We start from the raw sequence: 16,683 nt of genomic DNA on the forward strand, positions 1-16,683 counted from the left end.
GTGCGACAGACTTCTGAGGAACTTTCACTCGTGAAGAGGCTGGTAGAACTCCCTTATCTTTTAGGTGCGCTCGAGGTAGATAAGCAAAAAATATACGCTTCAAACTTTAAGATGAAATCTGTATATGTTGACTACCTGGACGGCACCCAAAAGAAAATTGCTTTAGAGATGTACAAATCGAAACAAATTTTAAAGGAACATCATATAAAAATCATAGATGAAAAGAGGTCTGAGCTGAGTTTAACGGTAGATTATTCGGTAAGAGGTTACCTTCATAAAATGACACTATTGTGGAGCAAAGTGAAAGTGGATGTAACCTTAATGCTTACTGAACATATGAGTGTTGATATTACTGATATGACAAGATAAACATAGAGTTAGAGCAGAATAAGGTATATAACGGCATAGGGTGGATATAATACAGTTATAACCATTGTTTTCTTCTCCCTATTGGGTAAACCGACCTTTGATGTTGAAAGGTCGGTATTTTTGCCTCAAATTTTTAGATTATGGTTCCACGATCTTAATAGCTAGGAGTATTAAAATACAACGTCGAATAAGAATACTATGTTAGTGTCCTTTTGACTGTTTTCTATGAAGATATGAACGCCACACTTTATGACTTACAGTTGAGCTAACGGAGGATTTTGTGGAGGAGAGGAAAGATATGGACTACCATTCACGGAAGGAAGCGGTGTTTGAGACGAAACGTTTCCGTAACTGTACCATAGCGGCAGGTCGTCGTCATACCGTTGCTCTTAAATCTGACGGAACAGTAACAGCTGTGGGTGATAATAAATACGGTCAATGTAAGGTAAACGATTGGTGCCATATCGTCTCAGTTGTTGCTAGTAATGTTCATATGGCTACGAACACGGGTAACGCCCATACCGTTGGTCTTAAATCTGATGGTACTGTAATAGCTATAGGTTGGAATAAGCATGAACAATGCAATGTAAGCGAATGGTGCGATATAGTAACTGTGTCGGCAGGTTGGTGCCGTACTGTTGGGGTTAGATCTGATGGCACGGTGGTTGCGGTGGGGCGAAATAATGAAGGCGAATGCAACGTGAGCAGCTGGCATGATATTGTATCAGTCACGACTGGTGACTGGCATACAGTCGGTCTAAAAATAGACGGAACGGTAACAGCAGTTGGTAACAATAAATATAACCAATGTAGCGTAAACGACTGGAGTGACATATTGGCTGTTGCGGCGGGGTATCTTCATACGGTTGGGCTTAGATCGGATGGCACGGTAGTGGCTGTGGGTAGAAATAATGACGGTGAATGCGACGTAAGCGGTTGGCGTGATATTGTAGCAGTTGCAGCAGGGAGTTACCATACCATTGGTCTTAAGTCTGACGGTACGACGGTTGCTGTGGGTTCAAATAAACATCACCAATGCGATGTAAGTGTCTGGCATGACATTAGAGCTGTTTCGGCGGGATGTGTCCACACGATTGGACTGAAATCGGATGGTACGATGGTTGCTGTAGGTGATAATGATTACGGACAATGTGATGTAAGCGGATGGAGTAACATCCAACAATAAATAATGAAATAAGATGCAAAATGTCGAGGGACACAAGTACATATTCCCATTGAAGTCGCTTATTTAGCGGCTTTTTGCTTTGATCGGCATCTTTAAGAGACATGATCTAAGCTTTTTTTCATTGATTTTCATCTACAACACTTCCATATCGTAGTTTAACTATATATCATCCCTATATTGATTCTTACTATAAAAGAAATTTTGATTATATATTGGTATTATAATTAATATTTTGATTGATCTACAAGTGTAGATTAAAATCTAATTTCATAGAAAGGATGAATCTTCGGTGTCTGACATGAAAAAAGCTGTGGTGATCGGAGCAGGGATTGCTGGATTAATTACTGCAAGAATGTTAGCTGATTATTATGAGGAAGTATGTGTGATTGAAAGGGATGAATTCCCTTCGGAGCCAAATAACCGGCAGGGTGTACCTCAATCTTTTCATCCACACCGTGTACAACCACGCGGCGCGCTGATTATGGAACATTATTTCCCAGGATACAATGACGAATTGATAGCATTGGGAGCGATCTCTTCACACGATGAGAAGCTTATAGTTACTAATCGATACGGTACATTAGTTAACAAGGAGGATCCTTCTTCATTAAAAATTGCATCGTGCAGCAGAGCTTTGCTGGAATGGGTGCTGCGCAAGCGAATCCAAAATATCCCTCATATAAGCTTTTTAACAAGTATGGAAGTTACCGGACTCATCGTATCTGAAGACCAGCATACTGTTACAGGCATTTATACCAGAGAAAGAAGCGGTGAAAAAAGGGAAGACCAACTTCCAACGGATATGGTTATTGATGCTTCAGGACGTTCTTCCAAATTGATTAGGTGGCTTGATAAATTAGGGTTGAATGTGCCAGAACCAGAAGTGCTAAAGGTATCTCTTGGTTATAGCACCCGTTATTACAACATTAAATCCTCCATTCCGAACGCATGGGTGATGTCTGATTCAGATCCTGAGCAAGGTATTCGTGCAGGCATATTTACGCGCATTGAGGATGATATCGTTGGACTCATTCTATTCAATGCTGGAGGAGATGAGTATCCGTCCACTCAGCCCGAAGAGTTTCAAGAACAAATCAAGCATCTATTTGCTTCAGATAAAATTGTAAAGTTAATGGAACAGTTAGAGCCATTGCAAGGGCCTAGGGGGTACCGTATTTCCGAGTCTGTTCGCCAGCATTTTGAACTCATGGAAGATTGGCCCTCTGGTTTACTCGTCCTTGGTGATGCATTTTGTAGCTTTGATCCTATTCATGGACAAGGTATCACCGTTGCTGCGATCGAAATTTGACTATAGGAAAGTCTTTGGAAGCACAGCGCTTGCATCCCGATCCGCAGTTTGAACGGAACGTATTGCTGCGTATGCAGCAGGCCATCGATCCGGCTTGGTGGCTTAGTTCCGTGGCTGACCTGCGTTGGAGAGGGGTAGAACATGGTGGGCCTTATGAACTAAAAGGAGTGGATTTTGCTCAGAAATATATCAACTTATTTACGAAGCAAGCGATGAAAAAAGCGGATAAGGAAAAAGATAACCATCTCTTTTTTATGCAATTCCTGATGAATGCTTTGATCCTTCCTCCAAGTGAATATTTCAAAGTGGATGTCCTGGACATGATTCTGGACGACAATGGTTCAGAAGAAGAAATGGAATTAAGAGCAGCGCTTCGTGTCCAGGATCCGGATTTGTACCAGCAAAAATTAGATGAGATCATTCCATTATTCCAACTGGAATATGATGAAGGGATTAAGAAACTGCTGGGAACACTTGAGCCTGCCTCTTTTAATGGATAACTTGTTATGATGAAGTCGTCATTTTGACGGCTTTTTTATTTTGTGTCTATTATGATGGCGTGTTAGAAGTACAGTTACCCTTGAGCTAACATGCAACAATCCTTTAAAACACTGTGTTACTTTTATGTTACAAATGTGAATCTGTGATACCTTGAACTAAATTCGAAATAACATATATTTTATAAATTAATCTATGTAACATAAGTTGTGAAAACAAATACATGATATAAAAACCGATAAAGCGGGATTCGTTTTTTATCCAGATCAGCTGAAGGTTTAAAAGAAAGGTGGGCTTACCAAATGAGTCAAACATTTCAATTCCCTAATGGTTTTTTGTGGGGAGGCTCCGTCTCTGCAAACCAAATTGAGGGGGCGTATCTAGAGGACGGGAAGGGACTATCCATTCAGGATATCATGCCACACGGCATTCAGACACCTCCAACAACAGATCCAACAGAGGATAATATGAAGTTAATCGCGATTGACTTCTATCATCGATACAAAGAAGATATTAAACTCCTTGCCGAAATGGGTTTCAAAGTTTTTCGCACATCTATAGCTTGGTCCCGAATCTTCCCCAAAGGGGACGAACTTGAGCCTAATGAAAAAGGCCTCCAATTTTACGACAACCTTTTTGACGAGTGCCGGAAATACGGTATTGAACCTCTGGTTACGATCTCTCATTATGAGACTCCTTTACATCTCGCTAGGGAATATGATGGCTGGGTGAATCGAAAAATGATCGATTTCTATGAACGATATGTGCGAACCATTTTTGAGAGATATAAAGACAAAGTGAAGTATTGGCTCACATTTAACGAGATTAATTCGATTCTGGAACACCCGTTTGTAAGCGGTGGGATCAACACACATAAGGATCAACTGAGCAAACAGGATCTGTACCAAGCCATTCACCACGAGTTTGTTGCAAGTGCACTGGCTGTTAAAATAGGGCATGAAATTAATCCAGACTTCAAAATTGGTTGTATGGTCATTGCTATGCCGATTTACCCACTGACTCCTGACCCTAATGATATGATCAAAGTGATGGAAGCTGATCATAAGAACACAGGTTTCATGGATGTTCATGCGCGTGGTTATTACCCAGGTTACATGAAACGTTATTTGAAAGATAACGGGATTACTATTCATTTTGAACCTGGCGACGAAGAAATATTGAAAAACACCGTTGATTTTATTTCCTTTAGCTACTATCAAAGTTGTTGTGAAACGGCTGATCCTGCCAAGCAAATTAAAGGAGAAGGAAACCTGATTGGCGGTATTCCAAATCCGCATTTGGTCGCGAGTGAGTGGGGTTGGCAGATCGACCCTCAAGGCTTAAGGTACATCATGAATGCAATCTATGATCGTTATCAGAAACCATTGTTCATCGTTGAAAATGGATTAGGGGCCGTAGATGAACTTATCACGGACGAACATGGCAACAAAACAGTTAGCGATGATTATCGCATCAAATATTTGAAGGATCACTTGCTTCAAGTTGCTGAAGCCATTCAAGATGGTGTTGAATTGATGGGGTATGCAACATGGGGTTGTATTGACTTGGTTAGTGCGACAACTTCAGAATTAAAAAAACGGTACGGATTCATCTATGTGGATCGTCATGATGATGGTTCAGGAACATTGGAACGCTATCGCAAGAAGTCCTTTCACTGGTATAAAGATGTCATTCAGAGCAACGGAAGCAGTTTGTTTCGTGAATAGTGATAGCGCTAATGGGAGTAGAAGATGAGAAAAAAAATATTTTTAATTATTGCATTATTTGTTGCTACATTGAATTTGCGCCCAGCTATTAATTCCATATCTCCGCTGTTAGATACGATTCGGGAAGATCTGGGGATGAGCGCTGCACTAGCCAGCTTGCTAACTTCAATACCTGTACTATGTATGGGCGTATTTTCACCTTTTGCCGTCAAAGCAAGTGGGAGATGGGGAATAGAACGAATCATTGGATATTCCCTGATTGTGGTGGGAATCGGAATAGCCACTCGGCTATTTACACAGTCTACGTTCGTTTTACTTTTATCTGCATTGATCGTAGGCATCGGGATCGCTTCGATTGGCCCGTTAACTTCAGGTTTTATTAAAAAGTATTTTCCCGATCATGTTCCATCCATGATTGCACTCTATAGTATTGCGATCACTGTAGGGGCTGCAGTTAGTTCAATGGTATCCATTCCCTTAGAGGCATATTTCAATTCTTGGCAGACAGCGGTAGGGGGATGGGCAGTAATTGCCTTTGTGGCAGCGATCGTTTGGTGGATCATGGTGAAGCCGCGATCTGAATCTGTTCATGTGAGTGAAATAAAAGAACGTCCGCAAATTAAACTTCCCTGGGGAAATAGAAGCGCATGGACGCTTACGCTTTCATTTGGATTAATGGCTATGTTGTTTTATTCTTTTACAGCGTGGCTCCCGTTAATGATTCAGGAAATGGGGTATAGCAAATCCTATGCAACGCTTTGTCTGACCATATTTGTTGTAATCCAAATCCCGATTAGCTTTATACTTCCTGTATTATTGAAGAACTTTCCTTCAAGAAGAGTATGGATGGTTGGTGAATCTCTGTTCATGATTGTTGGTTTGATTTTATTGATGATAAATTTCATACCGATGGTTTCCGTTGTGCTCTTTGGGATTGGAGCAGGGGGCTTGTTCACTTTAAACCTGATGTTACCGATTGATTCTACAACCAATGTGAACGATGCAACTTCCTGGTCAGCGATGCAGCAATCTGCTGGGTATGTCATTGGTGCACTTGGTCCAATACTGCTAGGTTGGATTCATGATGCTTCCAATAGTTTCACACCTGCTATGATTGGAATGATTGTGATCATCATCTTAATGATTATGACGCAAATTGCAGCAACACGAGCAAAACAAGTAACGGAAAGAGTCTAACGTAGTTATCCAGTTGAGAGCCATAACGACTTAAAAGAGAGCCAATAGGGCTCTCTTTCTGGTGCGTATTTTTAGAAAGAACGAGTTCTCTCTTATAGCTCTAATTCTGTATTTACCATTTCTTTGAAAACCTCTCGTCCCAGCCATTCTAACAGGAACGTAACAGGAACCTGAGTGGTGATGTTAGTGGATTCGTAATACTCTTCTTTTACATAATAAGGGACACTTACATCTGATATTTTAGCCATGGTGGATTGGCGATTGTTCGTTATCGCCACAATTTTATTTTTCTCCTGCTTGATCCGTTGGAGATACGGTAGAACATACGGGTTTTCACCTCGCGTAGATAATGCAATCGTAACGCTATTTTTTTGCATTCTGGTATGAACAGGATAATGAGGATCTTTTATGTACACGGAGCAGATCCCTAAATTTGAAAAAAATCGGGCTCCATATTCGCCCATTATTCCGGAGCTCCCGATACCAATAAAAATGACGCTGCTGGCTTTAGCAATTAACTTTGCTGCCGTTTGAATTTTTTCCTCCAATTCAGGAGATTGAGAACGTTCAAAAAACTCATACACAGCATGATGTGGACTTTTTAACTCCTGCTTTGTTAGTTTATCCTTTTGAGAAATAAGCATCTTAAGTTTTACTTTAAATTCTGAAAATCCCTCACATTGATTCTTTCGGCAAAATCGCATAATGGTGGCTGTAGATACATGAGTTTCATCGGCCAGCTCTCTAATCCGCATGTAAGCCACTTTTTCCATATTCTGTGAAATATAGTTATATAAAGATAGTTCCAATTCATTATAGGATGAGATTTGTTCACTGGTGAACATGGATATACACTCCCTTAGACCATAATAATAACAACCTGCTTAGGCAGTATACATTACCTCCCCCCAAAAAACAACGCGTTACATTTTTGTTACAAAAATCAACGCAGTCGCTGGGTCTTTTCTGGGAACCTTTTCTGTTAAAGCCTATTTCATTGGCACTGTAGGTCTTCCGGGAGTTACTTATATTTTGGGCTTCCAGGAAGAAGCAGCTGCACCATCAGCAATGTCCGCAACTACACCTGTAGTAACTGAAGACACTAAATTACAGGATCAACAAATGTTCAGCCACATGAATGGGGAAGTTAAGCCACTTAGCCTAGTGCCAGATCCTGCTTTTTCCGAAGAAATGATGGGTAAAGGATTTGCCATTCAACCTGCTGAAGGACGTGCAGTATCTCCGGTTAACGGCACAGTAATTTCTGTGTCCAAGAGTGGACATGCTATTGGTCTCGTAAGTGATCTTGGCGCAGAGATGCTGATTCACATCGGAATTGATACTGTAAAGCTGAAGGGCCAAATTGCTCACCAAAGGTACAGACAGGAGCTAAAGTATCCGTAGGCGATGTATTGATGGAATTTGACCGTGAAGATATCGAAAAAGCGGGTTACAATATGATTACTCCGGTCATTATTACGAACATGTATCAATATACCGATGTCCAATCGGCTGGGCGTACCACAATTCATGAAAAAGAATTGATGTACACAGTCAAAGCCTAATTTGATGTTATTAATAGCGGCAGTGATTCCAAGTTATTTCTGGAACGCTGCCGTTTTTGTCATGGTGCTGCATAGTAAAACCAAAAAAATTGTTCTTTCTACATAATTTTAAAAAACATTGCGTTACTTTTGAGTAACAAATGTGATCTCATGTTAATTCAAACTAAAATGCCGAAATGTATATATTTATTTGAATAATAAAAGTAACATAAGTTTTGCAAAATAAAATTTATTACAGACGGATAAGTAGAATTACTCTGAATATGGAGAAATCTCTTATGGATTCAACACTGAAAGGTGGAACACACAAATGAGTCTAACCATTCGATTAGCGGCTGTTTTAATGTGGGAAGGTCTTTAGCTACTAATTCAATAGAAGGGGCATATATAGAAAAGGGTTTGTCCCAGATGAGTGAATGTAAAATATTTATTTTAGTGAATAGTTAATTTATCTATTTTTCTAGAAATATAGAAATGAGAAGGTGCAATTGTTGAAAAATATGGGGAAAATATATTTATTAGCTGTAATTAGTTTTCTTAATGGATCATCAGAATATGTTATTGCCGGGATCCTGGACAAAGTAGCTGAGTCTAGCAACATTTCAGTTTCTTCTGCTGGACAGCTCATTACTGTGTTCTCTATAGCTTTTGGTGCAGGGACTCCTTTTTTAATTGCTTTCACATCAAAATTAGACCGAAAAAAACTCTTAGTTTATGCTCTAACTGTATTCTCTGTTGTTAACATTTTAATAGCAACGATAACAGGATATGAGATGCTCATCGTAGCTAGAATTATTTCAGCACTTAGTGCCGGTGTTATTCAGGTTACGCTCCTTACTCTTGCTGCGGTTTTGGCTGCTCCAGGAAAGCAAGGCAGTTCAATTGCTACTGTTATTATGGGAAATAGTACGGCATTAGTTATTGGTGTACCTATAGGCAGGGTTGTAGCTTCCCATTATGATTGGAACCTCATATTTATTGGTCTTGGAGTAACCGGACTTATTCTCTTATGCCTAGCGCTGCTGATCATACCTAAAGTAGTTGCGGAAAAAGCTGTTCCTTTGCGTGAGCAGTTCAAATTCATCGTGCAACCCCGTATCGCAGCAGCGTTACTAATTACGTTCGTGTGGTTAGGCTCATATTCCATTTTATTTACGTACATTTCACCGTATCTCCTTGATATATTTAGCATGAGTGATCAAGGTGTAACGGTAGCCCTGTTTATATTTGGTATCGCTAGTGCTATTGGTTCCAAATTAGGAGGAATTAGTACAGACAAATGGGGCACATTCCGCACACTAACTGGTGGAATGCTACTTCATGCCATTGTATTACTGCTGTTCCCGTTTATAGGCCAATCCGTATTGCTTCTATATATATTGCTTATTTTCTGGGCACTAGCGGCCTGGTCTTCAGGGACGCCAATCCAATTTCAGCTTATCAGTCTTGCTCCCGCTGCGTCAGGCATTGTTCTTAGTTTGCATAGTGCGATCGGACAAGTTGGAATGGCTGCAGGTGCGGGTATCGGGGGGATTGCTGTCAACCACAACTTGTTGAACTATATTCCATGGATCGGTGCGCTTGCCCTTGTGATTGGCGTTGTAACAACGTTGCTTGATAACTCGCTATCTAGAAGAAAACAAACGAAACATTCTTTGCAATGAATAAACAATTGTTTCATCTTCGTTTGATACTTGGGGTTAACGATATACGAATAGCTGTATTCAAAATTGGCCTATAACAAAACTACTTTCTTCTCGTTCAACCTAATGGGAAACATCACCTCTAGAACAACAAGAAAGCAACTGACCCATGTGATCAGCTGCTTTCTTTGTTTTATAACTCATAACTCATAACTCATTAACCCAATAGCAATCAGTAGATACATCGTTGGAAGGAAGCTGCCTGAGTAGTCGTATAATAACCCAATGAAAGTAGGTCCAACTGCCGTCATAACATCAAAGTCGAATCACGTCACAGGTCTGCCCTAGCTTGAATACTCCAGCGAGTACTAACCTCCAAGCCTTGTTACACCACAACTAACAGTACGATAATTCCGAGTAAAATCAGCCAGCATACTGGGTGACCAAAATTTAATCCCCAGCCGACTCCGAATCTTTTCTCAACGATTAGGTTTGGATCCTTGCGATTGAAATAAATCATACCTAATAGCCATTTATCATCATCATGGACAGGTCTGAAATTGGAGCAATCTGCCGATTGCTCCAATCGGCTTCCGCCCTGACCAGCCCAGAACGATAAGGCTAAGGCGTATAGGATGATAAAGGCTATTATGATTAGGACAATGGGAATAGCGAAATTGATGTTAAGCAGAGATATCATATTTAGTTGCACGACGGACAACAGGATAACTATTAAAAAGCTTGCTGTAATCATAAAACCTGACCAAGTACGGCGGAAAGTTACGTCTTGTCTGATGGAACGGTTCGGATCAGGGGGTTGAACCTGCTGCTTCACTCTGCGAATACTCCAATTCTCAAATATGAACACAAGTATTAAGAACACTTGCATTATCGTAGGCATAAACACAGAACTATAAGATTTAGCTGCATAGCCGTCTACGTTCCAACTGCTGTTGTAATGGATCGGAATCTGATCAGGAATTAGGTCGTAGTTGAGTAGCACAGTTACAATACCAACAACAATAATGAAAACATGGATGAGGAACCAATTACTAGACAAGCTAATGTTTCTTTTCCGAAAACCAGTGTCCACTGCCATGATCGATGGTTCAAGAGCAATAGGCAGCATAGGTAGTAAACTTTTCATTTTGAAATGATAGCTAATGTTTATGACTAGGGAGATTACGACCATGGCGAGTGAATAAGTGACAATGATCCAACTTTGTTGCTTGGAATGTTCATCACCGTATATTAGGCAGATGATACAAACAATGAATAGGATGGTATGCAAGGTAGCACTATTCTTAGCATATGACTTCCGCATCTGGCGCAGAGGTTCGCTGTGAAATTGTACAGCGCTGACGGTGACCCCAAAACTAATCGTCTCTCTTGTTAAATAAGGCATGCTTACCATGAGTACAATAGTAGGTACAAATACAAAGATCATTACTATAACAGGCATTATCGTCATATCATTCCTCCTTTTAACTTAGGGTAGGTAATCGACTTGAATATAAGTTAATTATAAGCGATTTTAGTGGATATATGGGTGAAATTAACATTTATCCAGATCTTTTTGCTACGCAGCGATACTCATCTGACAACGCAGTAAAGTTCACTTGGTAAAATTGTGAAGGATATATCACATTAACTGGAGTGGATACTATGCTTTCTGAAGAAGATTATGCGAAGGTGGCGAAAGAAGCTTTACATCAATACCCAATCTATTGGGAAAAACTTGTGTATCTCGGAAAGAGTGATAATGTTACATTTCAAGTTCAGACCAACGATGATCATCAAAAGTTTCTTATCAAAATCCATATCTCAACGATTTCCATTCAATCAAAAGGGAATATCACATCAGAGCTTATTTGGCTTGAAGCTTTGGTTAAAGATACAAATCTCGTCGTACCTGTACCTGTTAGAAATCTTCAAGGTGATCTGGTAACAGAAATCTCAACTGATCTTAGCGAAAATACAATCATGGTGACTATTCATCATTGGATTCATGGAAGCGTACTTCAAAGAGAGCCAACAAGTAATGAAACTGAAAATTTAGAGCTTATCTCAAGCGAAGTGTTTGTTCATGTGGAAGAGTCAGCACATAAAATAGCAAATGTGATACAAAATCATAAACGTTTGCCAAGTAACTGGGGAGTTATTCATTCTGACCTTCATGAGAGTAACTATGTTTTTTATGAGGATACTCCTCGACCTATAGATTTTTCTAATTGTGGCTATGGCTTTTATTTATTTGATATGGCTGAAACATTTTTGCAATCTTTCATCTGATAATAGGAAAGTATTTATTTCATCGTATAGCAAAGTAAATCAACTGGAAGAGAATTATGTCGAGTTATTAGAAGCATTTTTTATTTGGTCAATCATTAGGACTTTCGCATTCCATTCTCTAAATCCAAATGAACAACAATCCTTAGCGGCAAATTTTCCATCAGTTATTGAAAACTATTTTAGGAAATATCTTAAAGGAGAAAATTTTTTGTTAAACTAAGGGGCAGGTTAGTGTAATCTGATGTGGCTTTTTGTGTAGAATTTGATTCTGAATCAAATTCAGTATATTTTCAATCAGCACCTGTTGTTACCATAAAAGTAAAGGGGGAGATGTTATATGGATAAAAAGATTAAACTACTATATACACAAGATATATTGAGACAGTCCGCGCAATGTTTTGGTATACGTGAAGACTCTGTTTTCGAATTAAATGGGTTTCAAAACTTCGTTTATTCCGGGGTAGTTGGAGATCGAGAAGTTATTTTAAGAATCACCCATGTCACTCATCGGAATGAATTATTAACAAGAGCGGAACTAGATTTTATCATGTTCCTGGCTGATCGCGGAATGAAAGTAGCAAGGCCTATTCAATCTTTATCAGGGGATTTTATTCATATCATTGATGAGTCCTTTGTTGTGACAGCTTTTGAGAAAGCACCAGGCAGAAATGCAGTAATAGCCGAGGAGAGCAATACATTTTATGAAAATATTGGTCAAATGGTCGGGAAAATACATAAGTTTTCACTTCATTATTCGTCCCAACATTCACGCTATGAATGGAATGATAATGCCCTATTAGCCACATTTAAGAAGTATTGTCCGTTAGAATTACACGATAACTTTGATCGTTTAATTACTGAAGTTAGTGCCCTGCCCAAGGAAAAAAATACATACGGTCTTATTCATGGGGATATCAGCCCTGGCAATTATCTTAATGATGGGGACAAAGCCTTTATTATTGACTATGATGAGGTGGAATATAGCTGGTTTGTTTCTGATATTGCCACACCATTATTTTATGAAATCCCAATCCCTTGGGTTGTGTCAGGAGATGTGAGGAAGGAGATGTGAGGAAGGAGATTGCAAAACGCTACTATTGCAACTTCTTAAATGGCTATTGCAAGGAATACACTGTAAGCCAAAGCCAGTTAAACAAAGTTCCACTATTTATAAATTTAAGGCAAGTTAGAGTTTTAGCTGCGCTCTATAGAAGCAGAGATTTTAACGCTCCTGATTGGACTGAATGGTATGAGCAAGCCCGACGCTTCTACTATGAAAATTTATTAAATAACACTCCTTATATTGATATGGACTTTTTGTGTTAACGGGTACTTAGGTTCTATGCTGTTAATTAGAATCACACTTATTACGATTCTCCGCACTGTCTGTAACGGTAAGTTTAAAGGCCATCCTTTATGGGATGGCCCTTCCTTTTCTGAGTTATAGATTCTCAGCAAGAAGAAATATCTCTTATTAACTTTAAATGAACTGGTATGCAGATTTTTTGATTAAGCAGGCTAGATTTGATTTTTGATGTTATCTAACCCGATCTGACCTAGCATTTCTATATTACTTTTACTAAGTAACTGGTTCGCTATTCCTCTTTTCGTCCTTAGCCATTTTACCTGTTCGCCTAAATTGGACATAATATAATGCCGCTACGACAACGATAAGAATGGGAAGTGTCAGGAAAATATTGCTATATACAAAAGTTGCACTGTTTTGTGGTATCGGATTTAAGCGAATGGTCGATGTGCCCAGATCTAGTATCTTGCCGATAACAGCTGTTGATGTGGCAGTAGCAATAAAAGTGACCATCGAGAATAATCCCATCCCTACGCCGATATTCTCTTTTGAGAGTGTACGTGAAACCGTGTTTGACATTGCAATTTGCATGAACGATTGACCTAGAATACCAAAAATAAGAAAGATCGCAATAAATACTGGCGACATACCAACGACTGAAGACAAAGAGAGAAAACCGATAATAAGAAGTGCAGCTGCAGTAAACACAAGGAAACGATTTCCCTTATCATCTGCTAATTTACCGCCTTGTCGACCCAAAAGCGCGGCCATTAAAGACGAAGGCAGCATAACTATTCCGATGAAAACCGGTGACAAGTGGTTTACAGAAGAAAGTAGCTGAGGTGTAATGAATGGAAAGGCAAAGCCAATCCCGATCATGACGAAAGTAATAATTAGACCGAATGAAAACGGTTTGTTTCGAAATATGGCCGGGTTTATGAAGGGGTTTGGAGTATAGCGTATACGTAATACGAAAAAAATGAAAATAAGAATCCCGCCTAAGGCAAGCCAAACACTTCCGTTTGTTAAAGCCAGTAACAAAATGGCTACGGTACCTGCCAGAAGTATTCCACCAAGATAATCCATTTTTCCGGAAACTCCCTTTTCATCATCTAAATATTTCCGATACATCGGTAAAGTAAGTAATGATAAAAGCGAGATTACAAATAGTACCCGCCAGTTCCATGTACTGCTTACCACGCCGGCAATGATCGGACCAATGGCCAAACCGAGAAAATCCGATTGCAACGGTACCTAATGCACGACCGCGCCTATCAGATGTAAAGTAACGTACGGGTACAATCATAGAAATCGCCGGAATGACTGATGCACCAGCTGCCTGTACAATTCGCCCCACAATGACCATCCAATATTCACTAGCCACTAAGCCGATAACAGAGCCAATGGCAAAAAGTAGTAGACCAAACGTCAACAAATTCTTCAAGCTGTATCTGTCTGTCAATTTACCGTAAGTTACCGAGCCAATTGCGTACACAATCATATAGCCTGTGATGATCCAACTCGCTTGCGATGAAGAAATTTGAAATTGTTTACCGATATCAGGGAGTACAATATTAAACATGGTTGCATTCATGACGGATATGATGAGTGTAAAGACAAGTAAACCAAGTAATAACTCTCCTTTATTTTTTTGAACGCTATGATTGGTTTGCATTGGAATGCCTCATTTCTATAGGATAAAACTGTATTGATGAAATAACGAGCCTGTATTCCTTTGATGATAAAAATTTCATCTATAAACCGACAATGTAATGTTTTAAATACTTCGCTGGCAGAGATGGTCAACGCTAATTTACTGAAAAGTCCTCAATGATGAGGACTTTTCAGTTTTTCTGGATATATTTTAAATTTCACTTTGTTTTTAATCTTGCTCCCACAGCCGCAAATGACGGTATGCTTCAAAATTATAATTGGCTGCTGGCAATTGGGGCATACATGATGATGTGGCTGATCGTTCAGCTTCACCACTTCCTCCGTTCTTGACTCCGCATTGCATGGAGTACTTTATTTTTCATATCATTCTTTCCTATGCTTCAACATCTTGGTTTACTTGATTTCCCCTGTTGCCATGAGAACTGCTCTCCCCAGCGTATGACTCAGCATGGTGAATCCAAGGAGAGCTGGCGTGGAATTAGGGGCGACACTAATATTTTCGACATCCAGCGCATGAACGACAAAATAATATCGATGAGGACCGTGTCCCGCTGGAGGCGCTGCACCGATAAAGCGTTCGAGTCTCAAATCATTCGGTAGTTGCAGGGAGCCTTGCGGCAAACCGCTGGAATACTCGTCACCTGCGCCTGTAGGTAGCTCAGTTACGCTGGCAGGGATGTTGATAACGGCCCAGTGCCACAACCCCGATCCAGTTGGGGCGTCCGGATCATATGCAGTTACGACAAAACTCTTTGTCCCGTCGGGTGCACCCGACCACTTCAAATGGGGCGAGAGATCTTTACTTCCCTCTAGTGTTGACATCTCCGAATAATGCTGGGTCGGTAGAGGATGTCCCTCCATAATGTCATTACTCTCCAACTGAAAGACTGCCACTTCTGGCAATTTGGAAAATGGATTGTTGTTCATTGTAAATTACCTCCTTTTATTTTCATTTTCGATAATACATTAAAGAATCGATTCTGTAAACTATAATCGTTTTTATAATTCACTATCGAATTTTGTGTTTGTTTTTTATTGATAACGGTGTAAACTATCTACATACAATTACGTAGAATTATAATGTGTATGAAGGAAGGTGCTGCTTCATGGCCAAAAGGAATGGTTCGTCCACCTTAAGCGAGAATGTCAGGAAGAAACTACAATCCGATATTTTGACTGGACAATATGAACCAGGTTCTCCATTAAAAGTTTCGGAATTAGCTAAAGGTTTCGAAGTCTCAGTTGCTGTTGTTCGCGAAGCGTTGACGCGATTGGCGACTCAGGGTCTGGTACAGCAGAATCCTAACCACGGATTTTCAGTAAAGACGGCGTCGGAGGAAGAACTAAATAACATCATACAAGCGAGGTTAATCAATGAATCTGAAGCTTTACGCCTATCCATCGCCAATGGTGATCTCACATGGGAATCCAATGTAATTGCCGTGCATCATAAGCTATCGCAAACGGCAGAGTACAAGGAAGCGAATGACAAGCTTGTTGTCCGCGAAGAATGGTCCGAGATTCATCGTCAATTTCATTACGAGCTTATTGCTGCGTGTCCGAATCCAGTTCTCTTAGATATCTGCAGCAACCTTTGGGATTTGAGCGAATTTTATCGACATTGTTCCCCCCCGCAACAGCAAGTCCGCGATGGACTCGCTGAACATAAGGCATTAACAGATGCCGTTCTTAACCGCGATGGTGAACATGCTACACAGATCTTTAGAGCACACATCCAACTAACCGCAGAGGTCTTATTTGACAAGCAATAAGTTGTTTATATGATTCAAAAGTTTACATCGAAACTTATCGATTACCTGGGGAATTGGATAGGGACGGGGATACTTAATGTTCGCATAAGCGATTTCTTGGTTAATCTAACTATTTTGTATGGAGCTGAGGCTATTGAAAACAATC

The 16,683-nt window shown here is 40.0% G+C and carries 13 protein-coding genes and 2 pseudogenes; 11 read left to right on the top strand and 4 right to left on the bottom strand.

The window, feature by feature from the left end:
- The 6 genes from MHI12_RS16360 (at position 1) to MHI12_RS16385 (ending at position 6,286) form a co-directional block, all read left to right on the top strand.
- Positions 1–369, top strand: coding sequence for a hypothetical protein (locus MHI12_RS16360; protein ID WP_341007667.1), 369 nt, complete (start codon positions 1–3; stop codon positions 367–369).
- A 298-nt stretch (positions 370–667) separates the two neighbouring features.
- A complete protein-coding gene (locus tag MHI12_RS16365) occupies positions 668–1,555 on the top strand; it encodes an RCC1 domain-containing protein (protein WP_405169744.1) in 888 nt (295 codons plus the stop codon).
- A gap of 298 nt (positions 1,556–1,853) precedes the next feature.
- The gene (locus MHI12_RS16370; protein ID WP_405173010.1) at positions 1,854–2,864 is read left to right on the top strand and encodes an FAD-dependent oxidoreductase; all 1,011 of its coding nucleotides are present in this window, start codon (positions 1,854–1,856) and stop codon (positions 2,862–2,864) included.
- 14 nt (positions 2,865–2,878) lie between these two features.
- Complete coding sequence (locus tag MHI12_RS16375; RefSeq protein ID WP_405169745.1) at positions 2,879–3,364, top strand: hypothetical protein; 486 nt, start codon at positions 2,879–2,881, stop codon at positions 3,362–3,364.
- Positions 3,365–3,664: 300 nt separating this feature from the next.
- Positions 3,665–5,089, top strand: a complete 1,425-nt coding sequence (locus tag MHI12_RS16380) for a glycoside hydrolase family 1 protein (RefSeq protein WP_405169746.1) — start codon at positions 3,665–3,667, stop codon at positions 5,087–5,089.
- A 24-nt stretch (positions 5,090–5,113) separates the two neighbouring features.
- Positions 5,114–6,286 carry a CynX/NimT family MFS transporter gene (locus tag MHI12_RS16385; RefSeq protein ID WP_405169747.1) on the top strand — a complete coding sequence of 391 codons (1,173 nt, stop codon included), beginning with the start codon at positions 5,114–5,116 and terminating at the stop codon, positions 6,284–6,286.
- 92 nt (positions 6,287–6,378) lie between these two features.
- Here MHI12_RS16385 and MHI12_RS16390 read toward each other — a convergent pair whose 3' ends face one another.
- Positions 6,379–7,131, bottom strand: coding sequence for a MurR/RpiR family transcriptional regulator (locus MHI12_RS16390; protein WP_405169748.1), 753 nt, complete (start codon positions 7,129–7,131; stop codon positions 6,379–6,381).
- A 289-nt stretch (positions 7,132–7,420) separates the two neighbouring features.
- On the opposite strand from MHI12_RS16390, the pseudogene MHI12_RS16395 reads away from it, so the two are divergent.
- Together MHI12_RS16395 and MHI12_RS16400 are read left to right on the top strand one after the other, a co-directional pair.
- Positions 7,421–7,851 (top strand): annotated as a pseudogene (locus MHI12_RS16395) (PTS glucose transporter subunit IIA).
- Between the two features lie 488 nt (positions 7,852–8,339).
- Positions 8,340–9,515, top strand: coding sequence for an MFS transporter (locus tag MHI12_RS16400; protein ID WP_405169749.1), 1,176 nt, complete (start codon positions 8,340–8,342; stop codon positions 9,513–9,515).
- 364 nt (positions 9,516–9,879) lie between these two features.
- Here MHI12_RS16400 and MHI12_RS16405 read toward each other — a convergent pair whose 3' ends face one another.
- The gene (locus MHI12_RS16405; protein ID WP_405169750.1) at positions 9,880–10,965 is read right to left on the bottom strand and encodes a DUF1648 domain-containing protein; all 1,086 of its coding nucleotides are present in this window, start codon (positions 10,963–10,965) and stop codon (positions 9,880–9,882) included.
- A 194-nt stretch (positions 10,966–11,159) separates the two neighbouring features.
- On the opposite strand from MHI12_RS16405, the gene MHI12_RS16410 reads away from it, so the two are divergent.
- Together MHI12_RS16410 and MHI12_RS16415 are read left to right on the top strand one after the other, a co-directional pair.
- Complete coding sequence (locus MHI12_RS16410) at positions 11,160–11,786, top strand: phosphotransferase (RefSeq protein WP_405169751.1); 627 nt, start codon at positions 11,160–11,162, stop codon at positions 11,784–11,786.
- Positions 11,787–12,123: 337 nt separating this feature from the next.
- Positions 12,124–12,858 carry a phosphotransferase enzyme family protein gene (locus MHI12_RS16415; RefSeq protein ID WP_405169752.1) on the top strand — a complete coding sequence of 245 codons (735 nt, stop codon included), beginning with the start codon at positions 12,124–12,126 and terminating at the stop codon, positions 12,856–12,858.
- A gap of 507 nt (positions 12,859–13,365) precedes the next feature.
- On the opposite strand, the pseudogene MHI12_RS16420 reads toward MHI12_RS16415, so the two are convergent.
- Together MHI12_RS16420 and MHI12_RS16425 are read right to left on the bottom strand one after the other, a co-directional pair.
- Positions 13,366–14,767 (bottom strand): annotated as a pseudogene (locus MHI12_RS16420) (MFS transporter).
- Positions 14,768–15,159: 392 nt separating this feature from the next.
- Positions 15,160–15,693: a YbhB/YbcL family Raf kinase inhibitor-like protein gene (locus tag MHI12_RS16425; protein WP_076288791.1), complete on the bottom strand. Its 534-nt coding sequence runs from the start codon at positions 15,691–15,693 to the stop codon at positions 15,160–15,162.
- A 179-nt stretch (positions 15,694–15,872) separates the two neighbouring features.
- Here MHI12_RS16425 and MHI12_RS16430 point away from each other — a divergent pair, with 179 nt between their 5' ends.
- Positions 15,873–16,538, top strand: coding sequence for a GntR family transcriptional regulator (locus MHI12_RS16430; protein ID WP_341007679.1), 666 nt, complete (start codon positions 15,873–15,875; stop codon positions 16,536–16,538).
- The last annotated feature ends 145 nt before the right edge of the window (positions 16,539–16,683 follow it).

Origin of the sequence: Paenibacillus sp. FSL H8-0280, from assembly GCF_045040665.1 — a bacterium.
In the GTDB taxonomy this organism is placed as follows: domain Bacteria; phylum Bacillota; class Bacilli; order Paenibacillales; family Paenibacillaceae; genus Paenibacillus; species Paenibacillus xylanexedens_A.

Bases quoted from the DNA above. Each gene is read 5' to 3' on its own strand.
- MHI12_RS16365 (WP_405169744.1), top strand. From the start codon at position 668: ATGGACTACCATTCACGGAAGGAAGCGGTGTTTGAGACGAAACGTTTC.
- MHI12_RS16370 (WP_405173010.1), top strand. From the start codon at position 1,854: ATGAAAAAAGCTGTGGTGATCGGAGCAGGGATTGCTGGATTAATTACT.
- MHI12_RS16380 (WP_405169746.1), top strand. From the start codon at position 3,665: ATGAGTCAAACATTTCAATTCCCTAATGGTTTTTTGTGGGGAGGCTCC.
- MHI12_RS16385 (WP_405169747.1), top strand. From the start codon at position 5,114: ATGAGAAAAAAAATATTTTTAATTATTGCATTATTTGTTGCTACATTG.
- MHI12_RS16390 (WP_405169748.1), bottom strand. From the start codon at position 7,131: ATGTTCACCAGTGAACAAATCTCATCCTATAATGAATTGGAACTATCT.
- MHI12_RS16405 (WP_405169750.1), bottom strand. From the start codon at position 10,965: ATGACGATAATGCCTGTTATAGTAATGATCTTTGTATTTGTACCTACT.
- MHI12_RS16410 (WP_405169751.1), top strand. From the start codon at position 11,160: ATGCTTTCTGAAGAAGATTATGCGAAGGTGGCGAAAGAAGCTTTACAT.
- MHI12_RS16415 (WP_405169752.1), top strand. From the start codon at position 12,124: ATGGATAAAAAGATTAAACTACTATATACACAAGATATATTGAGACAG.
- MHI12_RS16425 (WP_076288791.1), bottom strand. From the start codon at position 15,693: ATGAACAACAATCCATTTTCCAAATTGCCAGAAGTGGCAGTCTTTCAG.
- MHI12_RS16430 (WP_341007679.1), top strand. From the start codon at position 15,873: ATGGCCAAAAGGAATGGTTCGTCCACCTTAAGCGAGAATGTCAGGAAG.